Source organism: Kitasatospora sp. McL0602 (assembly GCF_052076145.1).
Taxonomy (GTDB): Bacteria; Actinomycetota; Actinomycetes; order Streptomycetales; family Streptomycetaceae; genus Kitasatospora.
In genome coordinates this window covers 4,355,070-4,377,545 of record NZ_CP197246.1, presented here as the reverse complement: position 1 = coordinate 4,377,545, position 22,476 = coordinate 4,355,070, and the positions used below count along the sequence as shown (strand labels likewise).

Sequence of the window (22,476 nt, the reverse complement as noted above, 5' to 3'; positions counted from 1 at the left end):
CGAGCGTACGACCAGCCGTCAGAGCAGGCCGTCCCAGAGCTGTTCGACGATCACGGCCCACCAGTTCTCCGGGTCGGCGAAGACCGTACGGTCCAGGCCCGCCAGGGCCCACTGGAACTCGGCGACCGCCGGGCCCGCCGCGTGGGGGTGCAGACCCCGCAGGCGGGGCAGGCGGTCGGCGAGCAGGGCCAGGCAGCGGATGAAGGCGGTGACGTCGGCGTTGCAGTAGCGGGCGGTGGCGTCCTGCGGGTCGACCGCGCGGACCCGCCCGGCCGCCGCGTCGACGGTGAACAGCGCCCAGCCGTCGGTGCCGAGCACGTGCTGCCCGAGCAGGGCCTGCCGAGCGGCCTCGGTGGCCCGGCGGCCGCCGCCGACCGCCGCCAGGTGGGCGGGGGCGTCGGGGAGCACCGGGCCGGTGCGGGTGCCGTCGAGCACACCGTCGGAGAGCGGGTGGTGCAGGGCGAACCAGCCGGGGATCTCGACCGGCAGACCGACGTGCTGGAGCGGCCCGGCGACGGCCTCCGACAGGTCGGCGGCGAGCAGGTCGGCGGGCGCGAACCGGCGGACGCCGTCCGGGCCGAACTGCGCCGCCAGCCGGGCGGCGAGGGCCTGGTCGGCCTCGGGCTGCGCGGGCGGCACCGCGAGCGGGAAGGGCACCCGGTTCGGCCGGGGCTCGGCAGCACCGGCGGCGGCCGTGGCGGCGGCCAACTGCCGTACCACCGCCGCACGCTGGTCGAAGCGCGGGCCGTAGAGCAGCTCATGGCTGATCCGGCTGTCCGGGAGTTCGGCGGCGATGTCCGCCGCCAGGTAGGAGCCGGGCAGCATGGCGAGCCGCAGGTCGGTGTGGACGGCGACGACGTCCTCCGCCTTGACGCCCTGCTGCTGGAGCTGCCACCAGCCGCGCAGCGCGGGGTGCGGGCTGCCGTGGGCCGAGCGGACGGTGAGCCGCTTCTCCTCGCCGAGGCTGTCCCGGTACGTCAGGTCGGCCCGGGTGCCGGGGCCGGTGACGGGCGGCAGCGCGGGGTCGTAGCGGCCCGCGCCGAGCTTGTCGCGGTAGAGCTGGACGATCTCGGGCACGGGGAAGGACGGCCAGACCGTCAGCTCGGCCGTCACCCGGTCGACCACCGCGCAGGCCGCGCCGATCTCCTCGGGTGCCCGGCGGACACCGGTCAGCGGGTCGACCTGGACGGGGGCCGGCTCGGGCCAGACCACCCAGCCGAGGTCGAACTCGTGCCACCGCACGGCCCGCGAACTCTCCTGCGGGAGCTCGCCGTTGATCCAGCGGTGGGCGGCATCGAGAGCCTGCTCGCGGGTGGTCATCGACGCTTGCTCCTGGTGCCGGCGGTGCGGTGGGCGGTGAGGCGTGAGCGCGGCGGCGCGGCCGCCGCACTCGCCTCGACGAGCTCGGGCTCCGGCTCGGCCGTCGGCAGCGGTGCCGCCACGGCGAGTTGGAGCTCCGTCAGATCGAGCGGGCGGGAGTCGGCGTCGAGTGCGATCGCCCAGAGCCCCTGGTCGGCGGGGTGCAGCGGGGTGCCCGCCTGGCGGCCCGACTGGTGGTCCAGGTAGGTCACCGCGGCGCCGTGCAGGACGGCGTTCCAGGTGTGCGAGCGGCCGTACTCGTCCAGCGTGAGCAGCACCGCGTGCGAGCCCGGACCGGACTGCCGCAGGGCCTGCACGAGCTGCTCGAACGCGCCGTCGCCGTCGCCCAGATCCCGGAAGCGGGTGCCGAGTTCACGCTCGGCACGGTCGCGCCCGCCGCGCTCGCCGAACGGCCCGTCGGGCAGTCGGGGGGCCGAGCAGGCGGGGTGTCCGGCGAACGTCCCGGCGCCGGAGAGCGCCAGGTCGACGCAGTTGTTGGCCCGGCCGCCCTCCCGGTGGCCGCCGCCGTTCAGCGCCTCGGCCCAGTCCCCGGCGCGCGGGTCGGGGTGCGGCAGGTAGGTGCCGTCCGCCGTCCGGGGCATCCGGCGCTCGACCTCGCGCTGGTGCGCCGGGTCGACCGGCCCGAGCCCGCCGGGCAGGCCGTACGGGCGGCCGTCGTCCTGGGCCCGCGACTGCCTCGGCTCGGCCGGGAGTTGGGGCTGCTGACGGCCGTACGACTGCACCACGAGGTACGCGGCGGAGACCTGGCCCGGCTCGACCGGCGCGGACCACTCGCCCGCCGGGTGGCCGGGGGTGTCGAGCCTGCGGCGGTAGTCGCCCTGCTCGGCGAACGAGCGGATCGGCGCCGCGCCCGGGGCGGCCGCCCCGGCGCTCTGGCGCGGCCCGGCCGCCGACGCGCGGGCGTCCTGCGCCGGGATGCCGACGGCACCGATCGCGGTGGTACTGCTGCCGCCGGAGGCCCCACCGGCTCCGGCGGCGCCGGGCGCGGTCTGCGCCTGCTGCGCGACCGGGCCGCCGGTGGCCGCCGGGGCGCCCGCGACGGGCGCTGCCGGAGCACCGGGTGCACCCGGGGTGCCCGGGGTGCCCGGCACCATCGGCGGTGCGGAGGGTGCGACCGGGCCGGGCAGCACGCCGCCACCGGCACCGACGGGGGCGCTGCTCACCGGCACGCTGCCGACACTGCCGCCACCGACGCCGACCGGGCCGGTGCTGACCGGCGGGTCCGCGCGGAAGCCGCCGGAGGAGGGAGTCGACGGCCCGTCACCGGAGCCGACGGCGCCCCACGGGTCGCCGCCGGAGGAGGCCGTCGGCACACTGGCCGCGCTCGGCGGCGCGACGACCGCGACGGAGTCGGTGTGCACGGTGACGGGGCCGAGCGGTACCGACGGCTCGCTCCCGCCGCCGTCGTAACCGCCACCGGACCCGCCGCCGTAACCGCCGCCACCACCGGCGCTGTAGCCGCCACCGCTGTGGCCGCCCGTGTCCACCGGGTGTTGCACCGGCTCCGGGTGCCGGTAGCCGCCACCGCCACCGCTGCTGGAGGTCACGACGGGCGTGGGGTCGATGCCGGTGCCGCTGCCCGTCGGGGGCGTGGGCCCGAGGTCGAGCTGTGCCCCGCCAAGGCCCGGCAGGCCGGTCCGCAGCCCGGCTCCGGCCTTGGGGCCGGTCAGCGGGGCGAGCGGGTCGGTGAGCGGCGAGGTCGGGTCGGTCGGTTCGAGGCTGCCGTCGGTGCCGATGTGCAGCTTGGGCTTCCCGCCCGGCAGTGTGCCCGTGCCGTCGGGGTTGGTGCCGTCGGGGTAGGTACCGTCGGGCTTCTTGCTGTTCGGGTTCGTCCCGTCCGGGTACGTGCCGTCCGGGTTCGGCTTCACCGGTCGGCCGAGCTGGTCAAGGACCTGGGGCTTGCCGCCCGCGCCGGTCAGCGGGTTGCCCTGGCCGTCGAGGGCCAGGACGAGCCCGCTGTCGCCGATCTTCCCGTCGGTGCCGACCAGCACCGGCCGCCCCTGCGGGTCGGTCAGCGGCTTGCCCGCGCTGTCGAGCGCGACCCCGACGATCGGCTGGCCGTCCTTGCCGACCACCTCGGGGTTGCCGTACGGGTCGAGCATCGGCTTGCCGTTCTCGCCGACCGGCACCGTGACACCGGCCAGGCCGATCACCTGACGGCCGGTCTGGTCGACCAGCACCGGGGCGCCGGCGCTGTCGGTCACCACCGTGCCGTCCTTGCGCAGTTCGACGTGCAGGGTGCGCATCCCGGCGACCGCGACGGCGCCGCCCGCAGCCGCGCCGAGCGGCCCGGTCAGCTGGCCGCCGCCGACGGCGGCGCGCACCTCACCGGCCCGGGGGTTGATCTTCAGCTCGCCCTGGCCGAGCCGCTCCAGCGCGGTGACCGGCGGCTCCTTCAGGGCGTTCTTGAGGTCCTGCTCCAGCCGGTCGCCGAGCTCCTCCAGCAGGTGCCCGATGTGCAGCTTGGCCGCCGCGAGCAGCGCCAGCTCACCGGCGTCCACGGCGACGGTGGTCACCGCCTTGGCGATGCTGCCGAGCACGCCGCCGCCCAGCGCGGTCTTCGCCTTGTCCTCGGCGGCCTTGCCCGCCTTCATCTCGTCGGCGAGCCGGCCGAGTGCGGTGACGATCCCGGTCTTGCACTGGTCGGTGGCCTCGGCTGCGGCGTCGAAGGCCTTGGCGAGCAGCTCGGCGGCGGCCTGGGCGTCGTCCAGGTGCCCGCGCCCGCTGCCCGAGAAGCCCCGCCAGTGGTCGGCGAAGGCGTCCACCGAGCGTCCCTGGTTCTCCCCGGTGACGCGCTGTGCGGAGTCCCCGCCACGGCGGCCCAGCCGCTCGGCCTCGGCGCCGAAGTCGCGCCACAGACCGGCGGCCCGGCGCAGCCCGTCCTCGTCCGCCTCGGGCCAGTGATGGCCGGTCTTCGCCAGCACCGGGACAAGGTCCTCGGGCAAACTCCGGGACACTTGGTCCCCCCTTCGGGATCAACGGATCGAACACGTACGGCAGTACCCGCAGTACGGCGCTGGATCAGTACGGCAGTGGATCGTTACGGCGCTGGTCGTTCGGCGCTTCTCGGTACGGCACTGTTCGGTACGGCACTGCTGCGGCGCGGCAGCTACCGGTCGGAGGCCCTCGCAGGCTCTAGACCGTCGTGGGGGCCCCGCCGGTTCCCGGGTGGCTGCCGGGTGCGAAGCTCGCCGCCACCTCGTCCTCGGTACCGCTCACGCTGTCGGCCATCGTGTGCAGGCCGGTGCCGACGCTGCCGAGCTGGCTCGCCAGGCCGTGCAGCCCGGCCACCAGCTGCGGCTGGGCCTCGGTGTACGCGGCGCCGAAGGCGTGGCCCGGTTTGTCGGTGCCCCAGGGCGTGCCGAGCCCGGCCAGGCCCTGTTCGAGCGTCATCGCGGCGCGGCCGAAGTCGTTCGAGATGTTCTCGAACTCCCGGCCCTCGCCGTGCAGTTCCCACGGCTTGAGGACAAAGTCCCCGCCGCCACCCGCAGCATTCGCCGTCATCCGTGTACTCCCCCGTGTCTCGTCCGCCCGGCGGGCGCCATCCTAGGCCCCCGCCCCGGGGCCTCCGCAGGTCCCGGGTGGGTTTCTCACACTGGCTTCACGACTGCCCCGGCCGGGCGCTCTCGCCGGGTACCTCGAGGCCATACCCTTGCCGGGTGGCAGCAGAGACCCCGAAGAAGTCCAAGACCCCCAAGACTCCCAAGAGCGGCAAGGCCCCCAAGAGCACCAAGGGCACCGGCAGCAGCACCCTGATCGACCTGGCCATGCCCACGCGGTACGAGGCCCCGCTCGACTTCGCCCGTGCCTGGGTGGAGTTCGCCGACCCGGCCGACGAGGAGCAGGTCTTCCGCTGCGACCTGACCTGGCTGACCTCCCGCTGGAGCTGCATCTTCGGCAAGGGCTGCCACGGCATCCGGCCCGGCCGGGGCGAGTCCGACGGCTGCTGCACGCTGGGCGCCCACTACTCGGACGAGGACGACGAGAAGCGCGTCGCCGGGCATGCCGCCCGGCTCACCCCCGAGACCTGGCAGCTGTTCGAGCACGGCACCGACGCCAAGGGCCGGATCAAGCTCGACGGCGGCATGACGATGCTCGACGAGGACGGCGACCGCCAGACCCGACGGGTCGACGGCGCCTGCATCTTCCTCAACCGCCCCGGCTTCGCCGGCGGCGAAGGCTGCTCGCTGCACACCCTCGCCCTGCTGGAGGGCAAGGAGCCGCTGGAGACCAAGCCGGACGTCTGCTGGCAGCTGCCCGTCCGCCGCACGTACGACTGGATCGACCGCCCGGACGACACCCGCTACCTCCAGGTCACCATCGGCGAGTACGACCGCCGTGGCTGGGGTCCGGGCGGCCACGACCTGCACTGGTGGTGCACCGGCAGCCCCGAGGCCCACAACGGCCCGGACCCGGTCTACGTCAGCTACCGCCCGGAGCTGACCGAGCTGATGGGCCCCGAGGGCTACGCGGCCCTGGCCGCCCTGTGCGAGCAGCGCATCGCCACGAAGAGCGACCGCACCCACGCCCCGCACCCGGCGGACCCGGCACGGTAGGGGCGGGGCGGGGCGGGGCGGGGCGGGCCCGGAGCGCTACTTGTCGATGTCCCCGACCACGAAGAACATCGACCCGAGGATCGCCACCATGTCCGCGACGAGCGTCCCGGGCAGCAGTTCGGTCAGCACCTGGATGTTGTTGTAGGAGGCCGACCGCAGCTTGAGCCGCCACGGCGTCTTCTCGCCCCGGGAGACCAGGTAGTAGCCGTTGACCCCGAGTGGGTTCTCCGTCCAGGCGTAGGTGGCGCCCTCGGGTGCCTTGAGCACCTTGGGCAGCCGCAGGTTGACCGGCCCGGGGGCGAGGGTGGCGAGCTTGTCGAGGCAGGCGTCGGCGAGGTCGAGGGAGTTGGCGGTCTGCTCGATCAGGCACTCGAAGCGGGCCAGGCAGTCGCCCTCCTCGCGGGTGACGACCGTCAGGACGTCCCGCAGCTCCGGCGAGCCGTACGCCAGGTAGGGCTCGTCCCGCCGCAGGTCGAAGTCGACCCCGCTGGCGCGGGCGATCGGGCCGCTGACGCCGTACGCGTGGACGTGCTCGGCGGAGAGCACGCCGACGCCCGCCGTGCGGCCCCGGAAGATCTCGTTGCCGAGGACGAGGTCCTCGAAGACCGGCAGCTGCGAGCGGACGGCCGCGACCGCCGCGCGGACCCGGCCGAGCCAGCCCGCCGGGATGTCCTCCTTGAGGCCGCCGACCCGGTTGAACATGTAGTGGATGCGGCCGCCGGAGGCCTCCTCCAGCACGTGCTGGAGCTCCTCCCGGCTGGTGAAGGCGTGGAAGACCGGGGTGATGCCGCCGAGCTCCAGCGGGTACGAGCCGAGGAACATCAGGTGGTTGAGCACCCGGTTCAGCTCGGCGAGCATGGTCCGGATCCAGACCGCCCGCTCGGGCACCTCCATGCCGAGCATCCGCTCGACGGCGAGCACCACGCCCAGCTCGTTGGCGAAGGCGGAGAGCCAGTCGTGCCGGTTGGCCAGCATGATGATCTGCCGGTAGTCCCGGGCCTCGAAGAGCTTCTCCGCGCCTCGGTGCATGTAGCCGACCACCGGCTCGGCAGCGACGATCCGCTCACCGTCCAGCACCAGCTTCAGCCGCAGCACACCGTGGGTGGACGGGTGCTGCGGGCCGATGTTGAGCACCATGTCAGTGGTGCCCAGCTCGCCCGTCACGCCGTGTTCATCGAATTGGGCCGCACCCGCGCCGATGCCGACCGTCGTCTCCCTCATGGGGTGAGAGTCTGCCACCCCGACAGCCCTCCGAGGGCCTGCGGTACCGGCATTCGGACCGTCTGTGTCAACCACCGGAACGCGCCGAGCCCGGCCGGGTCGGTCAGCTCGGCCGCCTCGCCTGCGCCGCCGAGCGCCCGCAGGTACGCCACCGGGTCGCTCGACGCCAGTGCGAGCGGGGGGCGCGCACCCTGCACGCCGAGGGCCCGCAGCGCCTCGCGCTGCGTCGTCCACAGGCTGTGGAGGCCGGGGACGGCCGCCGAGTCCAGCGCGACGTGCGCGGTGACGTCGCAGCTGCCGTCGGGCACCGGCCGCACCTCACGCCCGGCCCGGAAGCCGGTCAGCGTGCCGAACAGCGGCCGGTCGGCCCGGCCGTGCGCGTAGTCCACCGCGACGGCGAGACCGCGCTCCAGCCCGCCGACGGCCGCCGCCCAGGCGGCGTCCCGGGGGGCGCCCAGCTCGACCCGCGCACCGGGCTCGTCGGCCGGCCACCAGCGGGCGGCCCACTCGGCGTCGGCGCCGGTGACCGCCTCGGCCAACCGCTCCTCGCCGTCCGACGACGACACCTCGACGTGCCGCAGCACCCCGTCCTCGTCCAGCTCCGCCACGTCCAGCGGCACGTTGTCCAGCCACTCGTTGGCGAAGAGCAGGCCGGTCACCCCCTCGGGCATCCGGTCCGTCCAGGTGATCCCCGGCGCCAGCCCGTCCGGGCGGTCGGCCAGCTCCACGGCGTACGGGCGCAGCCGCCCCGCCAGCTCGGGCCCGACGGCGGCGAGCACCCCGGTGACCAGCTCACCGCGCCCGGCCCCGAGATCGACGAAGGCGATCCCGTCGGGGTGGCCGAGCGCCTCGTCCACCTCCCGCAGGAGGCGGGCGACCGCCCCGGCGTAGTGCGGTGAGGCGTGCACGGAGGTTCGGAAGTGCCCGGCCGGGCCCTCCGGCCTGCGGTAGAAGCCGCCGTCCGGCGCGTACAGGGCCTGTTCCATGGCGGTCCGCCACCGCTGCCAGCTCATGAGGGTGGACGTTACCGGTGGGGCGGGCGTCTCCACCCTGCGGAGTAGAGCGGATCGCCCTAGCGGCGGACCTGAACGGCTCCGGCCACTGCCTAGGCTTGTCCTGTGCATCGACTCAACGCCTGGCTCCGCCGTCACCCCCTGGTGGTCGACTCCGCCTGGGCGCTGCTGGTCCTGTTCGTCGGCCTGCTCTCGCTCATCGGCCACGCGACCACCTACCAGACGGTCTCGGGTGCGGCCGTCTCGTTCGCCGTCGCGGGGCTGATGGCGGTCCGCCGCCGCTACCCGGCGATCACCACGGCGGCCGGGGTGGCGATCGGCCTCGCCCAGGTCGCCTTCAACATCATCCCCGGCATGTCCGCCATCGGGTTCCTGGTGCTCGCCTACACCGCCGCCGCCTTCGGCCCGCCCTGGGCCTCCCGGCTGGCGCTCGGAATGGGCCTGATCTCCGGGCCGGTGTCGATCTGGAAGTTCTACTACATCCCCGAGGAGCCCCACAGCGGGCCGGGCTTCGCGCAGATGGCCTTCCTCTCCGTGCTGCTCTCCACGCCGTTCCTGCTCTGCTGGGCCTGGGGCCGGCTGACTCGCGTCCGCCGGGCGTACCTGGTCGAGCTGGAGGACCGGGCGGCCCGGCTGGAGCGCGAGCGCGACGCCCAGGCGAAGGTCGCGGTGGCCGCCGAGCGGGCCCGGATCGCCCGCGAGCTGCACGACGTCGTCGCGCACAACGTCTCGGTGATGATCGTCCAGGCCGACGGCGCCGCGTACGTGATGGAGAACTCGCCACAGCAGGCCAAGGAGGCGCTCGGCACGATCGCCGCGACGGGCCGTCAGGCGCTGGTCGAGATGCGGCGCCTGCTCGGTGTCCTGCGGACGGCCGACACCGCCGACGAGTACGTGCCGCAGCCGGGCGTCGAGGAGCTGCCCGACCTGCTGGAGCAGGTCCGCACCGCCGGGCTGCCGGTCGAGTTCTCGACCTCCGGCGAGGCCCGCGAGCTGCCCCGGGGCGTCGAGCTGACGGTCTACCGGATCGTCCAGGAGGCCCTGACCAACGTCCGCAAGCACGGCGGGCCGGACGTCCGGGCCAACGTCGCCGTCGACTTCCGCGACCGCGAGCTGGAGGTCCTGATCGAGGACGACGGCCGGGGCGCCACCGACGAGAAGCTCAGCACCGGCGGCACCGACGGCCTCGGCCACGGCCTGATCGGCATGCGCGAGCGCGTCGGCATGGTCAGCGGCATCCTGGACGCCGGGCCCCGGCCGGGCGGCGGCTTCCGGATCCGCGCGGTGATGCCGCTCAAGACCGCCAAGTGAACCCCCACCCAAGGAGCACCCTTTGACCATCCGCGTGATGCTCGTCGACGACCAGGAACTGCTCCGCACGGGCTTCCGGATGGTGTTGCAGTCACAGCAGGACATCGAGATCGCCGCCGAGGCCGGTGACGGGCAGCAGGCCCTCACGGTGCTGGAGCACACGCAGGTGGACGTGATCCTGATGGACGTCCGGATGCCCCGGCTGGACGGCGTCCAGGCGACCCGGCAGATCTGCCTCGCGGCGGACGGCACGCCCCGGCCGGACGCCCCGCACGTGCTGATCCTGACCACCTTCGACCTGGACGAGTACGCCTTCGCCGCACTCAAGGCGGGCGCCAGCGGCTTCCTGCTCAAGGACGTGCCGCCGACCGAGCTGGTGGCGGCGATCCGGGCCGTCCACGCGGGTGACGCGGTGGTCGCGCCCACCACCACCCGCCGGATGATCGACCGCTTCGCCGAGGTCCTCCCCACCACCCAGGCGACCCCCGCCGCGACGGTGGTCGCCCCGCTGACCGAGCGCGAGCGCGAGGTCTTCCTACTCGTCGCCCAGGGCCTCTCCAACAGCGAGATCGCCGCCCGCCTGACCCTCTCCGAGGCGACGGTCAAGACCCACGTCGGCCGCATCCTCGCCAAGCTCGGCCTGCGCGACCGCGTCCAGGCCGTGGTCCTCGCCTACGAGGCCGGGCTCGTCCGCGCCGGGGAGTAGCGGGCACAGCTGACGGACCGCTGACCGACCGTGCACGGCCGACTACGGATGTCGGGTCTTTCCGGACGAATCGGACTGCGGTACCGTCTCGCGAGCCCCGTCCGACGGCTCACCGTGCTCTGGAGATTCGGGACAGTCCCATGACGGCAGCATCCCCCGCCGCCCCTCAGGTCCGGTTCGTCAGCTTCCTCTGGCGGCCGCACTCCCGCTGGCACCAGCGCGCGATCGACCTCCTGCTGGTCCTGACCGCCGGGCTGGACGCCGCCCTCAACTACCCGCCGCCGCGCGACTGGAGCTTCTGGGCCTCGCTCGCGGCCGCAGGGGTGCTGCTGCTGCGCCGGCGGCTGCCGCTCACCGTGCTGCTCGCCGCCCTGCCGGGGCTGTTCGCGGGCCGGGCGCTGATCGCGGCGATGGTCGCCGTCTACACCGTGGCCCGGACGGCCCGGCCGGTCTGGCAGCGGGTGCTCGCGACGGCCCTGGTGGTGGTCGGCCTGTTCATCCCCTGGCCGGTCTCCGAGTTCGTGCACATGACCGCCAGCGAGCTCTGCCAGCAGCTGATCTACGCGGTGATGCTGGGCACCGGCCCGGCCTGGCTCGGCCTGCTCGCGCAGACCCGCAAGGACCTCTCCGACCGGGTGGCCGAGCTGGCCACCGTCCGCGACCAGGAGCGTGCGCTGCACGCCGAGACGGTGCTCGCCAAGGAGCGGGCCCGGATCGCCCGCGAGATGCACGACGTGGTCTCGCACCAGGCCGGGCTGATCGCCGTGCAGGCCGGGGCGCTGGAGGTGACCGCCCGCGACCCGGACGTGAGGAAGGTCGCGGGCACCGTGCGCGGGCTCGCGGTGGCGACCCTGGAGGAGCTGCGCAGCATGATCCTGGTGCTCCGGGCGGCCGGGGCCGGGCCGACCGAGCTGGCACCGCAGCCCCGGCTGGCCGACCTGCCGAAGCTGGTGGCCGCCTCCGAGGTGGACGTCAGCCTGCGGATCGACCTGGCCGGGCGGGCCGTCCCGGAGCCGGTGGAGCGGGCCGCGTACCGGACCGTCCAGGAGGCGCTGACCAACGTCCGCAAGCACGCGCCGGGGGCGATCACCTCCGTGACGGTGGCGGCCGAGGAGGACACCCTGGAGGTGGCCGTCCGCAACGGCGTCCCCACCGTGGAGGCACCGCCGGTGGCCCTGCCCGGCGGGCGGCACGGCATCGTCGGCCTGCGCGAGCGGGCCGCCCTGCTGGACGGCACCCTCACCGCGCTGCCCCGGCACGACGGCGGGTTCGACGTGCTGCTCCGGGTGCCGCTGCCCAGGTCCTCCGAGGAGAACCTGCGCCAGCCGTAGAATGGGCCGGTACGTCCGGTACCCGTCGAGGGACTGGAACGGGAACGAGTGAGGACGAGAGCCGAGCCGTGAGCACGTCCGAGGACTTCGAGGCCTTCGCCGACGCGTTTGCCGACCCCGCCGACCCCGGCAACCGGCCCGCGCGGCTCGCCGTCGGCGTGGTCGGCACCGGCCGGGTCGGCCCCGCGCTGGGCGCGGCGCTCCAGCTGGCCGGGCACCGCGTGGTGGCGGCCTCCGGCGTCTCCGTGGTCTCCCGCCGCCGGGCCGAGGCACTGCTGCCCGGCGTCCGGCTGGTGACCCCGCCGCAGGTGCTGGCCGCCGCCGACCTGGTGCTGCTGACGGTGCCCGACGACGCGCTGCCCGAGCTGGTGGCCGGGCTGGCCGCCACCGGCGCCGTCCGTCCGGGCCAGATACTGGTGCACACCTCCGGCTCGCACGGCGTCGCCGTGCTCGAACCGGCCGCCCGGGTGGGTGCGCTGCCGCTCGCGCTGCACCCCGCGATGACCTTCACCGGCACCTCCGTCGACCTGGCCCGGCTGGCCGGCTGCCCGTTCGGCGTGACGGCGCCCGAGGAGCTGCGGCCGGTCGCCGAGGCGCTGGTGGTGGAGATGGGCGGCGAGCCCGAGTGGATCGCCGAGGAGACCCGCCCGCTCTACCACACGGCCCTGGCGCACGGCTCGAACCACCTGGTCACCCTGGTCGCGCAGGCCATGGAGCTGCTGCGGCAGGCGGGTGTCGCCGAGCCCGGCCGCCTGCTCGGCCCGCTGCTCGGCGCGGCCCTGGACAACAGCCTGCGCTCCGGCGACGCCGCCCTCACCGGCCCGGTCGCCCGGGGCGACACCGGTACGGTGCGCAAGCACCTGGGGCAGCTGGCGACGGCCGCCCCGGACATCGGCCAGGCCTACCGCGCGATGGCGCGGGCCACCGCGCAGCGGGCGGTCCGGAGCGGATCGCTGAACGAAGAGGCGGCGGCGGCGCTGCTGGACGTACTCAACGAGGAGACCAAGTAATGGCGGGCAAGATGCAGCGCGGCAAGCAGGCCCCGAAGGTCCGCAAGGCCGTCCTGACCCACACGATCGCCGACTTCGAGCCGGCCTTCTGGCCGGACGAGCAGCCGGTGGACAACGCCGTCGTGATGACGATGGGCGCGCTGCATGAGGGCCACGCGGCGCTGGTGCGGGCCGCCCGCAAGCAGGTCGGGCCGGAGGGCCGGGTCGCGGTGACGGTGTTCATCAACCCGCTGCAGTTCGGCGCGGGCGAGGACCTGGACCGCTACCCGCGCACGCTGGCCGCCGACGTCCGGCTGGCCGAGGAGAACGGCGCGGACGTGGTCTTCGCACCGCTGCCGGAGGAGGTCTACCCGAACGGCACGCCGCAGGTGCGGGTGTCGGCGGGCCCGATGGGCGAGCTGTTCGAGGGCGCGTCCCGGCCGGGCCACTTCGACGGGGTGCTGACCGTCGTCGCCAAGCTGCTGCACATCACCGACCCGGACTTCGCCTTCTTCGGCGAGAAGGACGCCCAGCAGCTGGCGGTCGTCCAGCGGATGGTCGCCGACCTCGACTTCGACGTGGAGGTGATCGGCGTCCCGACCGTCCGCGAGGAGGACGGCCTGGCGCTCTCCTCCCGCAACCGCTTCCTCTCCGAGGAGGAGCGCACCCGCGCGCTCGTCCTCTCCAAGGCCCTGCTGGCCGGGCGCGACGTCGCCGCCCAGGGCCCGAAGGCCGTCCGCGAGGCCGCCGCGGCGGTGCTCGACGGCGCGGACGGCATCACCCTCGACTACCTCGCCCTGATCGACCCGGAGGCCTTCACGGAAATTGATTGCAGCGTGGAAGCCGCCGACGACTTCCAGGGCGAGGCGGTGCTGGCCGTGGCCGCGAAGGTGGGCTCCACCCGCCTGATCGACAACGTCCGCATCATCGTCCGGTAACACCCTCAACACCCTCACCACCCTGCCGAAGTACGGCATGCACTCGATGGAGGCGTGACCCCATGCTCCGCACCATGCTCAAGTCCAAGATCCACCGCGCCACCGTCACCCAGGCCAACCTGCACTACGTGGGCTCGGTGACGGTCGACATGGACCTGCTCGACGCGGCCGACCTGCTGCCCGGCGAGCTCGTCCACATCGTCGACGTCAACAACGGCGCCCGCCTGGAGACCTACACCATCGCGGGCGAGCGCGGCTCCGGCGTGATCGGGATCAACGGCGCTGCCGCCCGGCTCGTGCACCCGGGCGACCTGGTCATCCTGATCGCCTACGGGCAGATGGAGACGGCCGAGGCCAAGGGGTACGTGCCTCAGGTGGTCTTCGTGGACGCCGACAACAAGATCACCGGCATGGGCACGGACGCCGCCGAGGCGCAGGCCGGGAGCGGTCTGCTGCGCGGCGACCTGACACACACCGGCCCGGATCAGGGCGTCCCCCAGCAGGCGTACGGTGACCTGGACACCGCGGCCGACACCGCCGCGCGCTGAAGGAGCCACTGAACACGATGCCCCCAGTAATCGTCCCAGCTCATCGCCTGACCGCCCCGGCCCCCGGCTGGACCACCACCACCGACGTGGTCGTGGTCGGCTCCGGGGTCGCCGGTCTCACCGTCGCGCTCAACCTCCGGAAGGCCGGCCTGCGGGCCATGGTGGTCACCAAGGCGATGCTGGACGACGGCTCCACGCGCTGGGCCCAGGGCGGCATCGCCGCCGCCCTGGGTGAGGGGGACACCCCGGAGCAGCACCTGGCCGACACCCTCGTCGCCGGTGCCGGGCTCTGCGACGAGGAGGCCGTGCGCACCCTCGTCACCGAGGGCCCGGACGCCGTCCGGCACCTGATCGCCACCGGTGCCGCCTTCGACCTGGACCCCGCCGGCGAGATCCTGCTGACCCGCGAGGGCGGCCACCACCGCCGCCGGATCGCCCACGCCGGCGGCGACGCCACCGGCGCCGAGATATCCCGCGCCCTGGTCGAGGCCGTCCGCTCCGACCCCGGGCTCGAACTGATCGAGCACGCGCTCGTGCTCGACCTGCTCACCGACGCCGACGGCCACGCCGCCGGTCTCACCCTGCACGTGATGGGCGAGGGCCAGCGGGACGGCGTCGGCGCGATCCGGGCCCGCGCCGTGGTGCTCGCCACCGGCGGCATGGGCCAGGTCTTCTCCGCGACGACCAACCCGGCGGTCTCCACCGGCGACGGCGTGGCGCTGGCGCTGCGCGCCGGAGCCGAGGTCACCGACCTGGAGTTCGTCCAGTTCCACCCGACGGTGCTCTGGCTCGGCCCCGACGCCGAGGGCCAGCAGCCGCTGGTCTCCGAGGCCGTCCGGGGCGAGGGTGCGTACCTGGTGGACGCGGACGGCGTCCGCTTCATGGTCGGGCAGCACGAGCTGAACGAGCTCGCGCCGCGCGACATCGTCGCCAAGGCGATCACCCGCCGGATGCAGGAGCACGGCACCGAGCACATGTACCTGGACGGGCGGCACTTCGGCGCCGAGATGTGGGCCGAACGCTTCCCCACCATCCTCGCCTCCTGCCGCTCGCACGGGATCGACCCGGTCACCGAGCCGATCCCCGTCGCCCCGGCCGCGCACTACGCCTCGGGCGGCATCCGCACCGACCTGCTCGGCCGCACCACCGTGCCGGGCCTGTACGCCTGCGGGGAGGTCGCCTGCACCGGCGTGCACGGCGCCAACCGGCTGGCCTCCAACTCGCTGCTGGAGGGCCTGGTCTTCGCCGAGCGGATCGCGGCGGACCTGGTCGCGCGGCACCGCGCGGGCGAGCTGCCCGAGCGTTCGGTCGACGTCCCGGGGGCCCGCGCCGCCCGCAGCGTGCCGCTGCTCGCGCCCGAGGCACGGGCCGAGATCCAGCGGCTGATGTCGGCCGGTGCGGGCGTGCTGCGCTCGGCCACCAGCATGGCCGCCGCCGCCGACGGCCTGGCCCGGCTCGCCGAGGAGGCGCTCACCCACGCCGCCGAGGAGAAGCCCGCCGACCCCCGGGTGGAGACCTGGGAGGCCGTCAACCTCCACCTGGTCGCCACCGCCCTGGTCGCCGCCGCCGCCCAGCGGCAGGAGACCCGGGGCTGCCACTGGCGCGAGGACTTCCCCGAGCGGGACGACGCGCAGTGGCAGCGCCACCTGATCACCACTCTCGCCGTCGCCACCGGCACCCCCGTCTGCACTCCTGAGGAGCAGTAACACCATGACCCACTCCCACGACGACCACGCGGAACACGCGGACCACGCGGAACTCCCCCTGGTCGACCAGGGCGGCGGCTGCGGCGACGGCTGCGCCTGCGGGGACGCCGAGGCGTACGAGACCGGGCTCGACCCGGCGCTGGCCGAGCTGCTGGAGGAGGCCGGGCTCGACCCGGTCGAGGTCGAGGACATCGCGACCCTGGCACTGGCCGAGGACCTCGCGGGCGGCGAGGACGTCACCTCGGTGGCGACCGTCCCCGCCGATGCCGTCGCCACGGCCGACTTCACCGCCCGCGAGGCCGGGGTCGTGGCGGGCCTGCGGGTCGCCGAGGCCGTCGTCTCGCTGGTCTGCGAGGAGGAGTTCGAGGTCGAGCGGCACGTCGAGGACGGCGACCTGGTCGAGGCCGGTCAGGTGCTGCTCTCCGTCCGCAGCCGCACCCGCGACCTGCTGACCGCCGAGCGCAGCGCGCTCAACCTGCTCTGCCACCTCTCCGGCATCGCGACCGCGACCCGCGCCTGGGCCGACGCCCTGGCGGGCACCGGCGCGGTCGTCCGCGACACCCGCAAGACCACGCCGGGCCTGCGCGCCCTGCAGAAGTACGCGGTCCGCGCGGGCGGCGGCGTCAACCACCGGATGGCGCTCTCCGACGCCGCCCTGGTCAAGGACAACCACGTGGTCGCGGCCGGCGGCGTCGCCGAGGCGTTCCGGGCCGTCCGGGCCGCGTACCCGGAGCTGCCGGTCGAGATCGAGGTCGACACCGTCGAGCAGATCACGCCCGTCCTGGAGGCCGGTGCGGACCTGATCCTGCTGGACAACTTCACCGTCGCCCAGCTCAAGGAGGCCGTCGCCCTGGTGGCCGGCCGGGCCAAGCTGGAGGCCTCCGGCGGCCTGACCCTGGCCACCGCCCGCGAGGTCGCCGAGACTGGTGTCGACTACCTCGCCGTCGGGGCCCTGACCCACTCCTCGCCGATCCTGGACATCGGCCTGGACCTGCGTTCCTGACCTCGCCTCTCCTGTTAGAAAGCAGCCCATGCTCCTCACCATCGACGTCGGCAACACCCAGACCACGCTCGGCCTGTTCGACGGTGAGGAGATCGTCGAGCACTGGCGGATCTCCACCGATCCCCGGCGCACGGCCGACGAACTGGCGGTGCTGATGCAGGGGCTGATGGGTTCGCACCCGATCATCTCCGCCGAGGACCAGGTCGCCGGGCTGGCGATCTGCTCCTCGGTGCCCGCCGTGCTGCACGAGCTCCGCGAGGTGACGCGCCGTTACTACGGCGACGTCCCCGCGGTGATCGTGGAGCCCGGTGTGAAGACCGGCGTGCACGTCCTGATGGACAACCCGAAGGAGGTCGGCGCCGACCGCATCGTCAACGCGCTCGCCGCCAACCACCTCTACGGCGGCCCGTGCATCGTCGTCGACTTCGGCACGGCCACCACCTTCGACGCGATCAACGAGCGCGGCGACTACGTCGGCGGCGCGATCGCCCCCGGCATCGAGATCTCCGTCGAGGCGCTCGGCATGCGCGGCGCCCAGCTCCGCAAGATCGAGCTGGCCCGCCCGCGCAACGTGATCGGCAAGAACACCGTCGAGGGCATGCAGTCCGGCATCCTCTACGGCTTCGCGGGCCAGGTCGACGGCCTGGTCGAGCGGATGGCCCGGGAGCTCGCGAAGGACCCGGAGGACGTCCAGGTGATCGCCACCGGCGGCCTGGCCCCCCTCGTCCTCGGCGAGGCGAGCGCGATCGACGTGCACGAGCCCTGGCTCACCTTGATCGGCCTCCGGCTGGTCTTCGAGCGCAACAAGCCCGCCGCCTGACGGCCGATCACCTGCTGAGCGCCGATCGGATCAACCAACGATCCGCCAATCGGTACAGACACGTCCGCAATAGCCATAAATCGGACGTACGCCACGTACTGTCAGGTCATGCCTACGCCACACGGATCGCGCGGCGGCATGGCCTTCAGCGCCGACGAAGTCCGCGTGCTGCGCCGTGCTCTCGCCCAAGCCCTGTACCCCGTCCACGCGCCGCACCAGGCCGTCGTCCCCGCCTTCTGGGCCGAGGACGTCCAGGAGTCACTGCGGCTCGCCGAGGCCGTCGACGAGGCCGTCCACGAGGGCGGGCGGCTGCGGGCCTTCCTGCTCGCCGACCTGGCCCGGTACCGCGCCGCCCTGCCCGGCAGCGCGGCCGGGTACCTGGAGCGCCTGGAGGAGGCCGTCACCGACGGCTACCTGCCCGGCCCCGAGGACCTCGCCGCACTGCGCGCCCTGGCCCGCCTCCCCTGCGGCTCCGGTGAACGCTCCCGCCGCTCCCGGCTGGCCGGCCGCTGCCACGCCATCGCCGAGGCCGAGGTCCGCGAGCGCCTGGCCCTCGGCAACGGCCAGCGCCACCTCACCGCCGTGCCCAACCCGGCCTCCGAACCACTCTCCGCACCGAGCAGTCTCCCTACCCCCGTTGGAGGACGGATCCCGATGAGCAACCCCGCCGGCGCCACCCCCAAGGCCCCGCCGACCCCGGCCCGCCCCCAGCCCCGCCGGATGCCCACCCCCGCCGAACTCTTCGGCCGCCGCACCCACCAGGAGCCCGAGCAGCCCCCCACCCCCGACCCCGACAAGCTCGAGCTCGCCACCGGCTGAGCAGCCCCGCGACCCGCCACGGGATATCCCGTGGCGGGACACCCCGTAACGGTGGCTACCCTGGGGGGGTGAGCGATCAGAACCCTGGTGTCCCCGCGACCGACGACCTCCCCGAGCAGATGCGCGTCCGGCGCGAGAAGCTGGACCGGCTCCGGGCGGCCGGCGTCGACCCGTACCCGGTCGGCTTCCCCCGTACCAGCACCATCGCCGACCTCCGGGCCAAGCACCCGGACCTGGAGCCGGACGTGGCGACCGGCGAGCGGGTCGGCATCACCGGGCGGGTGATCCTGGCCCGTACCGGCGGCAAGCTGTGCTTCGCCACCCTGCGCGACGGCTCCGGCGACCTCCAGGTGATGTTCTCCCTGGACAAGCTGGGCGACGAGCGGCTGGCGGCCTGGAAGGCCGACATCGACCTCGGCGACCAGGTCGGCGTCGAGGGCGAGGTGATCACCTCCCGCCGCGGCGAGCTGAGCGTCATGGTGGACCGCTGGGAGCTCACCGCCAAGTGCCTGCGCCCGCTGCCCGACAAGCACAAGGGCCTGACCGACCCGGAGGCCCGGGTCCGCCAGCGGTACGTCGACCTGATCGTGAACCCGGAGGCGCGGGAGATCCTGCACCTGCGCAGCAAGGTCGTCCGCTCGATCCGCCGCACCTACGAGGACCGGGGCTACATCGAGGTCGAGACCCCGATGCTGCAGCCCGTGCACGGCGGCGCCAACGCCCGCCCGTTCACCACCCACATCAACGCGTACGACATCGACCTCTTCCTGCGGATCGCCCCGGAGCTCTACCTCAAGCGCCTGGTCGTCGGCGGCGCCGAGAAGGTCTTCGAGATCAACCGCAACTTCCGCAACGAGGGCGCGGACTCGACGCACAACCCCGAGTTCACCTCGCTGGAGTCGTACGAGGCCTACGGCGACTACGACACCCAGGCCGAGCTGATCCGCGCGACCATCGTGAACGCGGCCCGCGACGCGCTCGGCACCACCGTCGTGCGCGGCATCGGCCCGGACGGCCAGGAGCACGAGATCGACCTGGCCGAGCCGTGGGCCGAGGTCAGCGTCTACCCCGGCATCTCCGCCCACCTGGGCACCGAGATCTCCCCCGGGAGCACCGTCGAGGAGCTGCGCACGCTCGCCGACAAGGCCGGGGTGCCGTGGGAGAAGGAGTGGGGCCACGGCCAGATCGTGCTGGAGATGGTCGAGCGACTGCTCGAGCACCACGCGATCAAGCCGACCTTCATCAAGGACTACCCGACCGAGGTCTCGCCGCTGACCCGCCAGCACCGCTCGATCCCGGGCGTGGCGGAGAAGTGGGACCTGGTCATCTTCGGCACCGAGATCGGCACCGCCTACTCGGAGCTGGTCGACCCGGTCGAGCAGCGCGCCCGCCTGACCGCCCAGTCGCTGCTGGCGGCCGGCGGCGACGTCGAGGCGATGCAGGTGGACGAGGACTTCCTGCGGGCCCTGGAGTACGCGATGCCACCGACCGGTGGCCTCGGCCTCGGGGTGGACCGCCTGATCATGCTGCTGACGGGCAAGAACATCCGCGAGACGGTGCTCTTCCCGATCGTCAAGCCGGAGGCCAAGGCGACCGCCAAGGCAGCCGAGGACGCCCAGACCGCTGAGGACACCCAGACCGAGGACGTGACCGAGTGAACTACGTCAGTGCGATCGTGCCCCCGCTGGTGATGGCCATCGGATTCGGCCTCCTGGTGCGGGCCATCATCCGCAGCCAGGGCGGCGCCCAGAAGGGCAAGGAGGACGCCGCCGCCGACGCGCTGGCCCGCTCCGCCGCCACGGCCCGTACCGCCGAATAACAGCTCCACCAGGCGCGCCGCCACCCCCACCCGGGGTGGCGGCGCGCCGGTTTGCCCCCAAGAGCAAATTTTGTCCGAATCATTCCCTATCCTGGCCGGACTATGGTGCGGCAACTCGGAGAACTAGAGAACGACGTCATGACCAGGGTGTGGCAGTGGAACCGCCCGGTCACCGTTCGCGAGGTTCTGCTCGATCTGCAGGCAGAACGTGATATCGCGTACACCACCGTCATGACCGTGCTCGACAAGCTCTTCAGAAAGGGCTGGCTGCGCCGCGAGCAGGTGGGCCGGGCGTATCGATATGAACCCGTCTCCTCCCGCGAGGCATACACCGCCGCGCTGATGAACGACGCGTGGGCGACTAGCGACAATCCCGCGGCGGCCCTGGTGCACTTCTTCGGGATGATGTCCCCCGAGCAGCGGGAGGCCCTCCGGGACGCGCTGCGGGTGCTGCCGGACGCCGGGGCCGATACCGGGGAGACCGACGGCCCGGCGACGCGATAACGTCCCGCCATGGAGGTCACCATCCGCCGGGCGCGGACCACAGACGTGCGTGCGGTGCGACGGCTCATCGACGGCTACTCGCGCAACGGCATTCTGCTCGACAAGCCGACGGTCACGTTGTTCGAATCCGTACAGGAGTTCTGGGTCGCCGAGCGCGACGACAACGGCCTGGTCGTCGCCTGCGGCGCCCTGCACGTGATGTGGGAGGACTTGGCCGAGGTGCGCACCCTCGCCGTCGACCCGTCCTGCAAGGGCCTCGGGCTCGGGCACCTACTGCTGGAGAAGCTGCTCCAGACCGCGCGCTGGCTGGGCGTCCGTCGGATTTTCTGCTTGACGTTCGAGGTGGCGTTCTTCGCGAAACACGGTTTCGTCGAGATCGGTGAGGTCTACGAAACCGACGATGGTACGACAGATCCGGCGGCGATCGCTACGGATGTCTATGAGGAACTTCTGCGCTCGTACGACGAAGGCGTCGCGGAGTTCCTGGACCTGGAGCGGGTGAAGCCCAACACGCTGGGCAACTCTCGCATGCTGCTCCACCTCTGAACCGGGCCTCCGGCCACCAAGGGTTTGTGTTTTCCGGAGAAAGACGGTTTCCTTTCCTCAAGGCATTGGGTCGTTTACGCGGAAAGGGAAGCCCGTGGCACAGAGGGTGCAGGTCATTCTTGAAGACGATCTCGACGGCGGTTCGGCGGACGAGACGGTGACGTTCGCCCTTGACGGCGTTGCCTACGAGATCGATCTGACGAGCGACAACGCGGAGAAGCTGCGTGGTCTGCTCACTCCGTACGTCGACAAGGGTCGTAAGCAGAGCGGTCGGCTGACCAGCGCGCGCCGCACCACCGCCGGCCGGGGCGCCGCCCGCAGCGCCGCCGGTGCCGCGGACACCGCGAAGATCCGCTCCTGGGCGAAGGAGAACGGCTACGAGGTCAACGACCGCGGCCGCGTCCCGAGCACCGTCCGCGAGGCGTACGAGCGGGCCAACGCGTCCTGACGACGCGGGCAGCTCGACACGTCAGGTCAGGTCTGCGGCGCCAGGCCCATGAGGTCCCGGGCGCAGGCGTCCGCCAGGCAGTCGAGCAGTCGCAGCAGAGCGGGCGAGTCCAGGTCCAGCCCAGGGCCGTGATCCGCGCGGCGCAGCCAGACGGCAGGGGCGACGGGGCCACCCGTGCGTTCGGGGCGTGGGGGCATCTCCTCCGCGCCCCGCGGCCGTGGCACCGGGGCGCCCGCCTGACGGGGGCGGAGGGCGAGCCCCAGTTCGGCGCCCCAGCCCAGCCAGCACAACAGCTCGGGCACGGTCTCGGCGATCCCGGGAGCGAGCAGGAAGGCGGCGACGCCGCCCAGCCCGACCACCGGGCCGCAACCGCGGCCCAGCCGGTCGAGGCGCCCGAGCACGGCCAGCCCGACCGGGCGGGCCACCTCCACCCGGTCGGAGCCGTACAACGCCGCCGCCGGGCTCCCGGCCAGGAGCGGCGACTGCGCGGCCGCCGGGCCCCGCACCGGCAGCGGAGGCGGCGCGGCGGTCATGCGCTGTGCAACGCAGGAGGGGCCGCAGCGGTCACGCCGGTGCCACCTGTTCGGCCGCACCGGATCTGCCCCGGCGGGTGTTCGGGGTTGCCGGTCTGGGGCACAGTTCCCCCGTATGTTCCCCGTATGTCCCCCCGGACTTCTCGCCAGGCGAACAAGACCTCTGCGGAAACTACGGGAATCTCGCCCCGATACCAGGTATGAATGCAGGTGGGCAGGGTCGTCGGCACTGTCCGAGGAGCTCTGCGGGGCCAACTCCCCACACCATCGGGGGCGCTTGTTCGC

General features: G+C 73.5%; 22 protein-coding genes. 16 read left to right on the top strand and 6 right to left on the bottom strand.

What is annotated here, in order from left to right:
• Positions 1-18 precede the first annotated feature (18 nt).
• From ACR68M_RS19960 to ACR68M_RS19950, 3 genes are all read right to left on the bottom strand, one after another.
• Entirely contained in the window at positions 19-1,320 is a 1,302-nt protein-coding gene (locus ACR68M_RS19960) for an SUKH-4 family immunity protein (RefSeq protein WP_441245471.1), read from the bottom strand.
• Complete coding sequence (locus ACR68M_RS19955) at positions 1,317-4,337, bottom strand: toxin glutamine deamidase domain-containing protein (RefSeq protein ID WP_441245470.1); 3,021 nt, start codon at positions 4,335-4,337, stop codon at positions 1,317-1,319. Before ACR68M_RS19955 ends, ACR68M_RS19960 begins: the two co-directional genes overlap by 4 nt.
• A 178-nt stretch (positions 4,338-4,515) precedes the next feature.
• Positions 4,516-4,884 carry a WXG100 family type VII secretion target gene (locus ACR68M_RS19950; RefSeq protein ID WP_441245469.1) on the bottom strand — a complete coding sequence of 123 codons (369 nt, stop codon included), beginning with the start codon at positions 4,882-4,884 and terminating at the stop codon, positions 4,516-4,518.
• A gap of 263 nt (positions 4,885-5,147) precedes the next feature.
• On the opposite strand from ACR68M_RS19950, the gene ACR68M_RS19945 reads away from it, so the two are divergent.
• On the top strand, positions 5,148-5,936 hold the full coding sequence (locus ACR68M_RS19945) for a hypothetical protein (protein WP_441251656.1): 789 nt from the start codon (positions 5,148-5,150) through the stop codon (positions 5,934-5,936).
• A gap of 36 nt (positions 5,937-5,972) precedes the next feature.
• Here the strand turns inward: ACR68M_RS19945 and ACR68M_RS19940 are convergent, their stop codons facing one another.
• Together ACR68M_RS19940 and ACR68M_RS19935 are read right to left on the bottom strand one after the other, a co-directional pair.
• Positions 5,973-7,157, bottom strand: a complete 1,185-nt coding sequence (locus tag ACR68M_RS19940) for an NADH-quinone oxidoreductase subunit D (protein ID WP_441245468.1) — start codon at positions 7,155-7,157, stop codon at positions 5,973-5,975.
• A complete protein-coding gene (locus ACR68M_RS19935; protein WP_441245467.1) occupies positions 7,154-8,170 on the bottom strand; it encodes an SAM-dependent methyltransferase in 1,017 nt (338 codons plus the stop codon). Before ACR68M_RS19935 ends, ACR68M_RS19940 begins: the two co-directional genes overlap by 4 nt.
• Positions 8,171-8,275: 105 nt before the next feature.
• Here ACR68M_RS19935 and ACR68M_RS19930 point away from each other — a divergent pair, with 105 nt between their 5' ends.
• The 15 genes from ACR68M_RS19930 (at position 8,276) to ACR68M_RS19860 (ending at position 21,658) form a co-directional block, all read left to right on the top strand.
• Positions 8,276-9,481: a sensor histidine kinase gene (locus tag ACR68M_RS19930; RefSeq protein ID WP_441245466.1), complete on the top strand. Its 1,206-nt coding sequence runs from the start codon at positions 8,276-8,278 to the stop codon at positions 9,479-9,481.
• Positions 9,482-9,503: 22 nt separating this feature from the next.
• Positions 9,504-10,187 carry a response regulator gene (locus ACR68M_RS19925; protein ID WP_441245465.1) on the top strand — a complete coding sequence of 228 codons (684 nt, stop codon included), beginning with the start codon at positions 9,504-9,506 and terminating at the stop codon, positions 10,185-10,187.
• A 140-nt stretch (positions 10,188-10,327) separates the two neighbouring features.
• Positions 10,328-11,518: a sensor histidine kinase gene (locus ACR68M_RS19920; RefSeq protein WP_441245464.1), complete on the top strand. Its 1,191-nt coding sequence runs from the start codon at positions 10,328-10,330 to the stop codon at positions 11,516-11,518.
• A gap of 68 nt (positions 11,519-11,586) precedes the next feature.
• Positions 11,587-12,528, top strand: a complete 942-nt coding sequence (locus ACR68M_RS19915; RefSeq protein WP_441245463.1) for a Rossmann-like and DUF2520 domain-containing protein — start codon at positions 11,587-11,589, stop codon at positions 12,526-12,528.
• Entirely contained in the window at positions 12,528-13,445 is a 918-nt protein-coding gene (panC, locus tag ACR68M_RS19910) for a pantoate--beta-alanine ligase (RefSeq protein ID WP_441245462.1), read from the top strand. The genes ACR68M_RS19915 and panC overlap by 1 nt, the downstream gene beginning before the upstream one ends.
• Before the next feature lie 62 nt (positions 13,446-13,507).
• Positions 13,508-13,993: an aspartate 1-decarboxylase gene (panD, locus tag ACR68M_RS19905; protein WP_441245461.1), complete on the top strand. Its 486-nt coding sequence runs from the start codon at positions 13,508-13,510 to the stop codon at positions 13,991-13,993.
• A gap of 17 nt (positions 13,994-14,010) precedes the next feature.
• Positions 14,011-15,699 (top strand): L-aspartate oxidase, encoded by a 1,689-nt coding sequence (locus ACR68M_RS19900; protein WP_441245460.1) that lies wholly within the window; start codon positions 14,011-14,013, stop codon positions 15,697-15,699.
• 4 nt (positions 15,700-15,703) lie between these two features.
• Positions 15,704-16,702 carry a carboxylating nicotinate-nucleotide diphosphorylase gene (gene nadC, locus ACR68M_RS19895; RefSeq protein WP_441245459.1) on the top strand — a complete coding sequence of 333 codons (999 nt, stop codon included), beginning with the start codon at positions 15,704-15,706 and terminating at the stop codon, positions 16,700-16,702.
• Positions 16,703-16,730: 28 nt separating this feature from the next.
• On the top strand, positions 16,731-17,522 hold the full coding sequence (locus tag ACR68M_RS19890) for a type III pantothenate kinase (protein ID WP_441245458.1): 792 nt from the start codon (positions 16,731-16,733) through the stop codon (positions 17,520-17,522).
• Positions 17,523-17,630: 108 nt separating this feature from the next.
• The gene (locus ACR68M_RS19885) at positions 17,631-18,341 is read left to right on the top strand and encodes a hypothetical protein (RefSeq protein ID WP_441245457.1); all 711 of its coding nucleotides are present in this window, start codon (positions 17,631-17,633) and stop codon (positions 18,339-18,341) included.
• Between the two features lie 68 nt (positions 18,342-18,409).
• Positions 18,410-19,999 carry a bifunctional lysylphosphatidylglycerol synthetase/lysine--tRNA ligase LysX gene (gene lysX / locus ACR68M_RS19880; protein ID WP_441245456.1) on the top strand — a complete coding sequence of 530 codons (1,590 nt, stop codon included), beginning with the start codon at positions 18,410-18,412 and terminating at the stop codon, positions 19,997-19,999.
• Positions 19,996-20,160, top strand: coding sequence for a hypothetical protein (locus ACR68M_RS19875; RefSeq protein ID WP_441245455.1), 165 nt, complete (start codon positions 19,996-19,998; stop codon positions 20,158-20,160). Before lysX ends, ACR68M_RS19875 begins: the two co-directional genes overlap by 4 nt.
• Positions 20,161-20,262: 102 nt before the next feature.
• On the top strand, positions 20,263-20,664 hold the full coding sequence (locus tag ACR68M_RS19870; RefSeq protein ID WP_441245454.1) for a BlaI/MecI/CopY family transcriptional regulator: 402 nt from the start codon (positions 20,263-20,265) through the stop codon (positions 20,662-20,664).
• 9 nt (positions 20,665-20,673) lie between these two features.
• Complete coding sequence (locus ACR68M_RS19865) at positions 20,674-21,210, top strand: amino-acid N-acetyltransferase (RefSeq protein ID WP_441245453.1); 537 nt, start codon at positions 20,674-20,676, stop codon at positions 21,208-21,210.
• Between the two features lie 94 nt (positions 21,211-21,304).
• On the top strand, positions 21,305-21,658 hold the full coding sequence (locus tag ACR68M_RS19860) for a histone-like nucleoid-structuring protein Lsr2 (RefSeq protein ID WP_441245452.1): 354 nt from the start codon (positions 21,305-21,307) through the stop codon (positions 21,656-21,658).
• 26 nt (positions 21,659-21,684) lie between these two features.
• On the opposite strand, the gene ACR68M_RS19855 is transcribed toward ACR68M_RS19860, so the two are convergent.
• Positions 21,685-22,191: a hypothetical protein gene (locus ACR68M_RS19855; RefSeq protein ID WP_441245451.1), complete on the bottom strand. Its 507-nt coding sequence runs from the start codon at positions 22,189-22,191 to the stop codon at positions 21,685-21,687.
• Positions 22,192-22,476: the final 285 nt, after the last annotated feature.

Coding starts and splice junctions, on each gene's coding strand:
- ACR68M_RS19960 (WP_441245471.1), bottom strand. CDS start 1,320: ATGACCACCCGCGAGCAGGCTCTCGATGCCGCCCACCGCTGGATCAAC.
- ACR68M_RS19950 (WP_441245469.1), bottom strand. CDS start 4,884: ATGACGGCGAATGCTGCGGGTGGCGGCGGGGACTTTGTCCTCAAGCCG.
- ACR68M_RS19945 (WP_441251656.1), top strand. CDS start 5,148: ATGCCCACGCGGTACGAGGCCCCGCTCGACTTCGCCCGTGCCTGGGTG.
- ACR68M_RS19940 (WP_441245468.1), bottom strand. CDS start 7,157: ATGAGGGAGACGACGGTCGGCATCGGCGCGGGTGCGGCCCAATTCGAT.
- ACR68M_RS19935 (WP_441245467.1), bottom strand. CDS start 8,170: ATGAGCTGGCAGCGGTGGCGGACCGCCATGGAACAGGCCCTGTACGCG.
- ACR68M_RS19920 (WP_441245464.1), top strand. CDS start 10,328: ATGACGGCAGCATCCCCCGCCGCCCCTCAGGTCCGGTTCGTCAGCTTC.
- panC (WP_441245462.1), top strand. CDS start 12,528: ATGGCGGGCAAGATGCAGCGCGGCAAGCAGGCCCCGAAGGTCCGCAAG.
- panD (WP_441245461.1), top strand. CDS start 13,508: ATGCTCCGCACCATGCTCAAGTCCAAGATCCACCGCGCCACCGTCACC.
- ACR68M_RS19900 (WP_441245460.1), top strand. CDS start 14,011: ATGCCCCCAGTAATCGTCCCAGCTCATCGCCTGACCGCCCCGGCCCCC.
- nadC (WP_441245459.1), top strand. CDS start 15,704: ATGACCCACTCCCACGACGACCACGCGGAACACGCGGACCACGCGGAA.
- ACR68M_RS19890 (WP_441245458.1), top strand. CDS start 16,731: ATGCTCCTCACCATCGACGTCGGCAACACCCAGACCACGCTCGGCCTG.
- ACR68M_RS19885 (WP_441245457.1), top strand. CDS start 17,631: ATGCCTACGCCACACGGATCGCGCGGCGGCATGGCCTTCAGCGCCGAC.
- ACR68M_RS19870 (WP_441245454.1), top strand. CDS start 20,263: ATGGTGCGGCAACTCGGAGAACTAGAGAACGACGTCATGACCAGGGTG.
- ACR68M_RS19865 (WP_441245453.1), top strand. CDS start 20,674: ATGGAGGTCACCATCCGCCGGGCGCGGACCACAGACGTGCGTGCGGTG.
- ACR68M_RS19855 (WP_441245451.1), bottom strand. CDS start 22,191: ATGACCGCCGCGCCGCCTCCGCTGCCGGTGCGGGGCCCGGCGGCCGCG.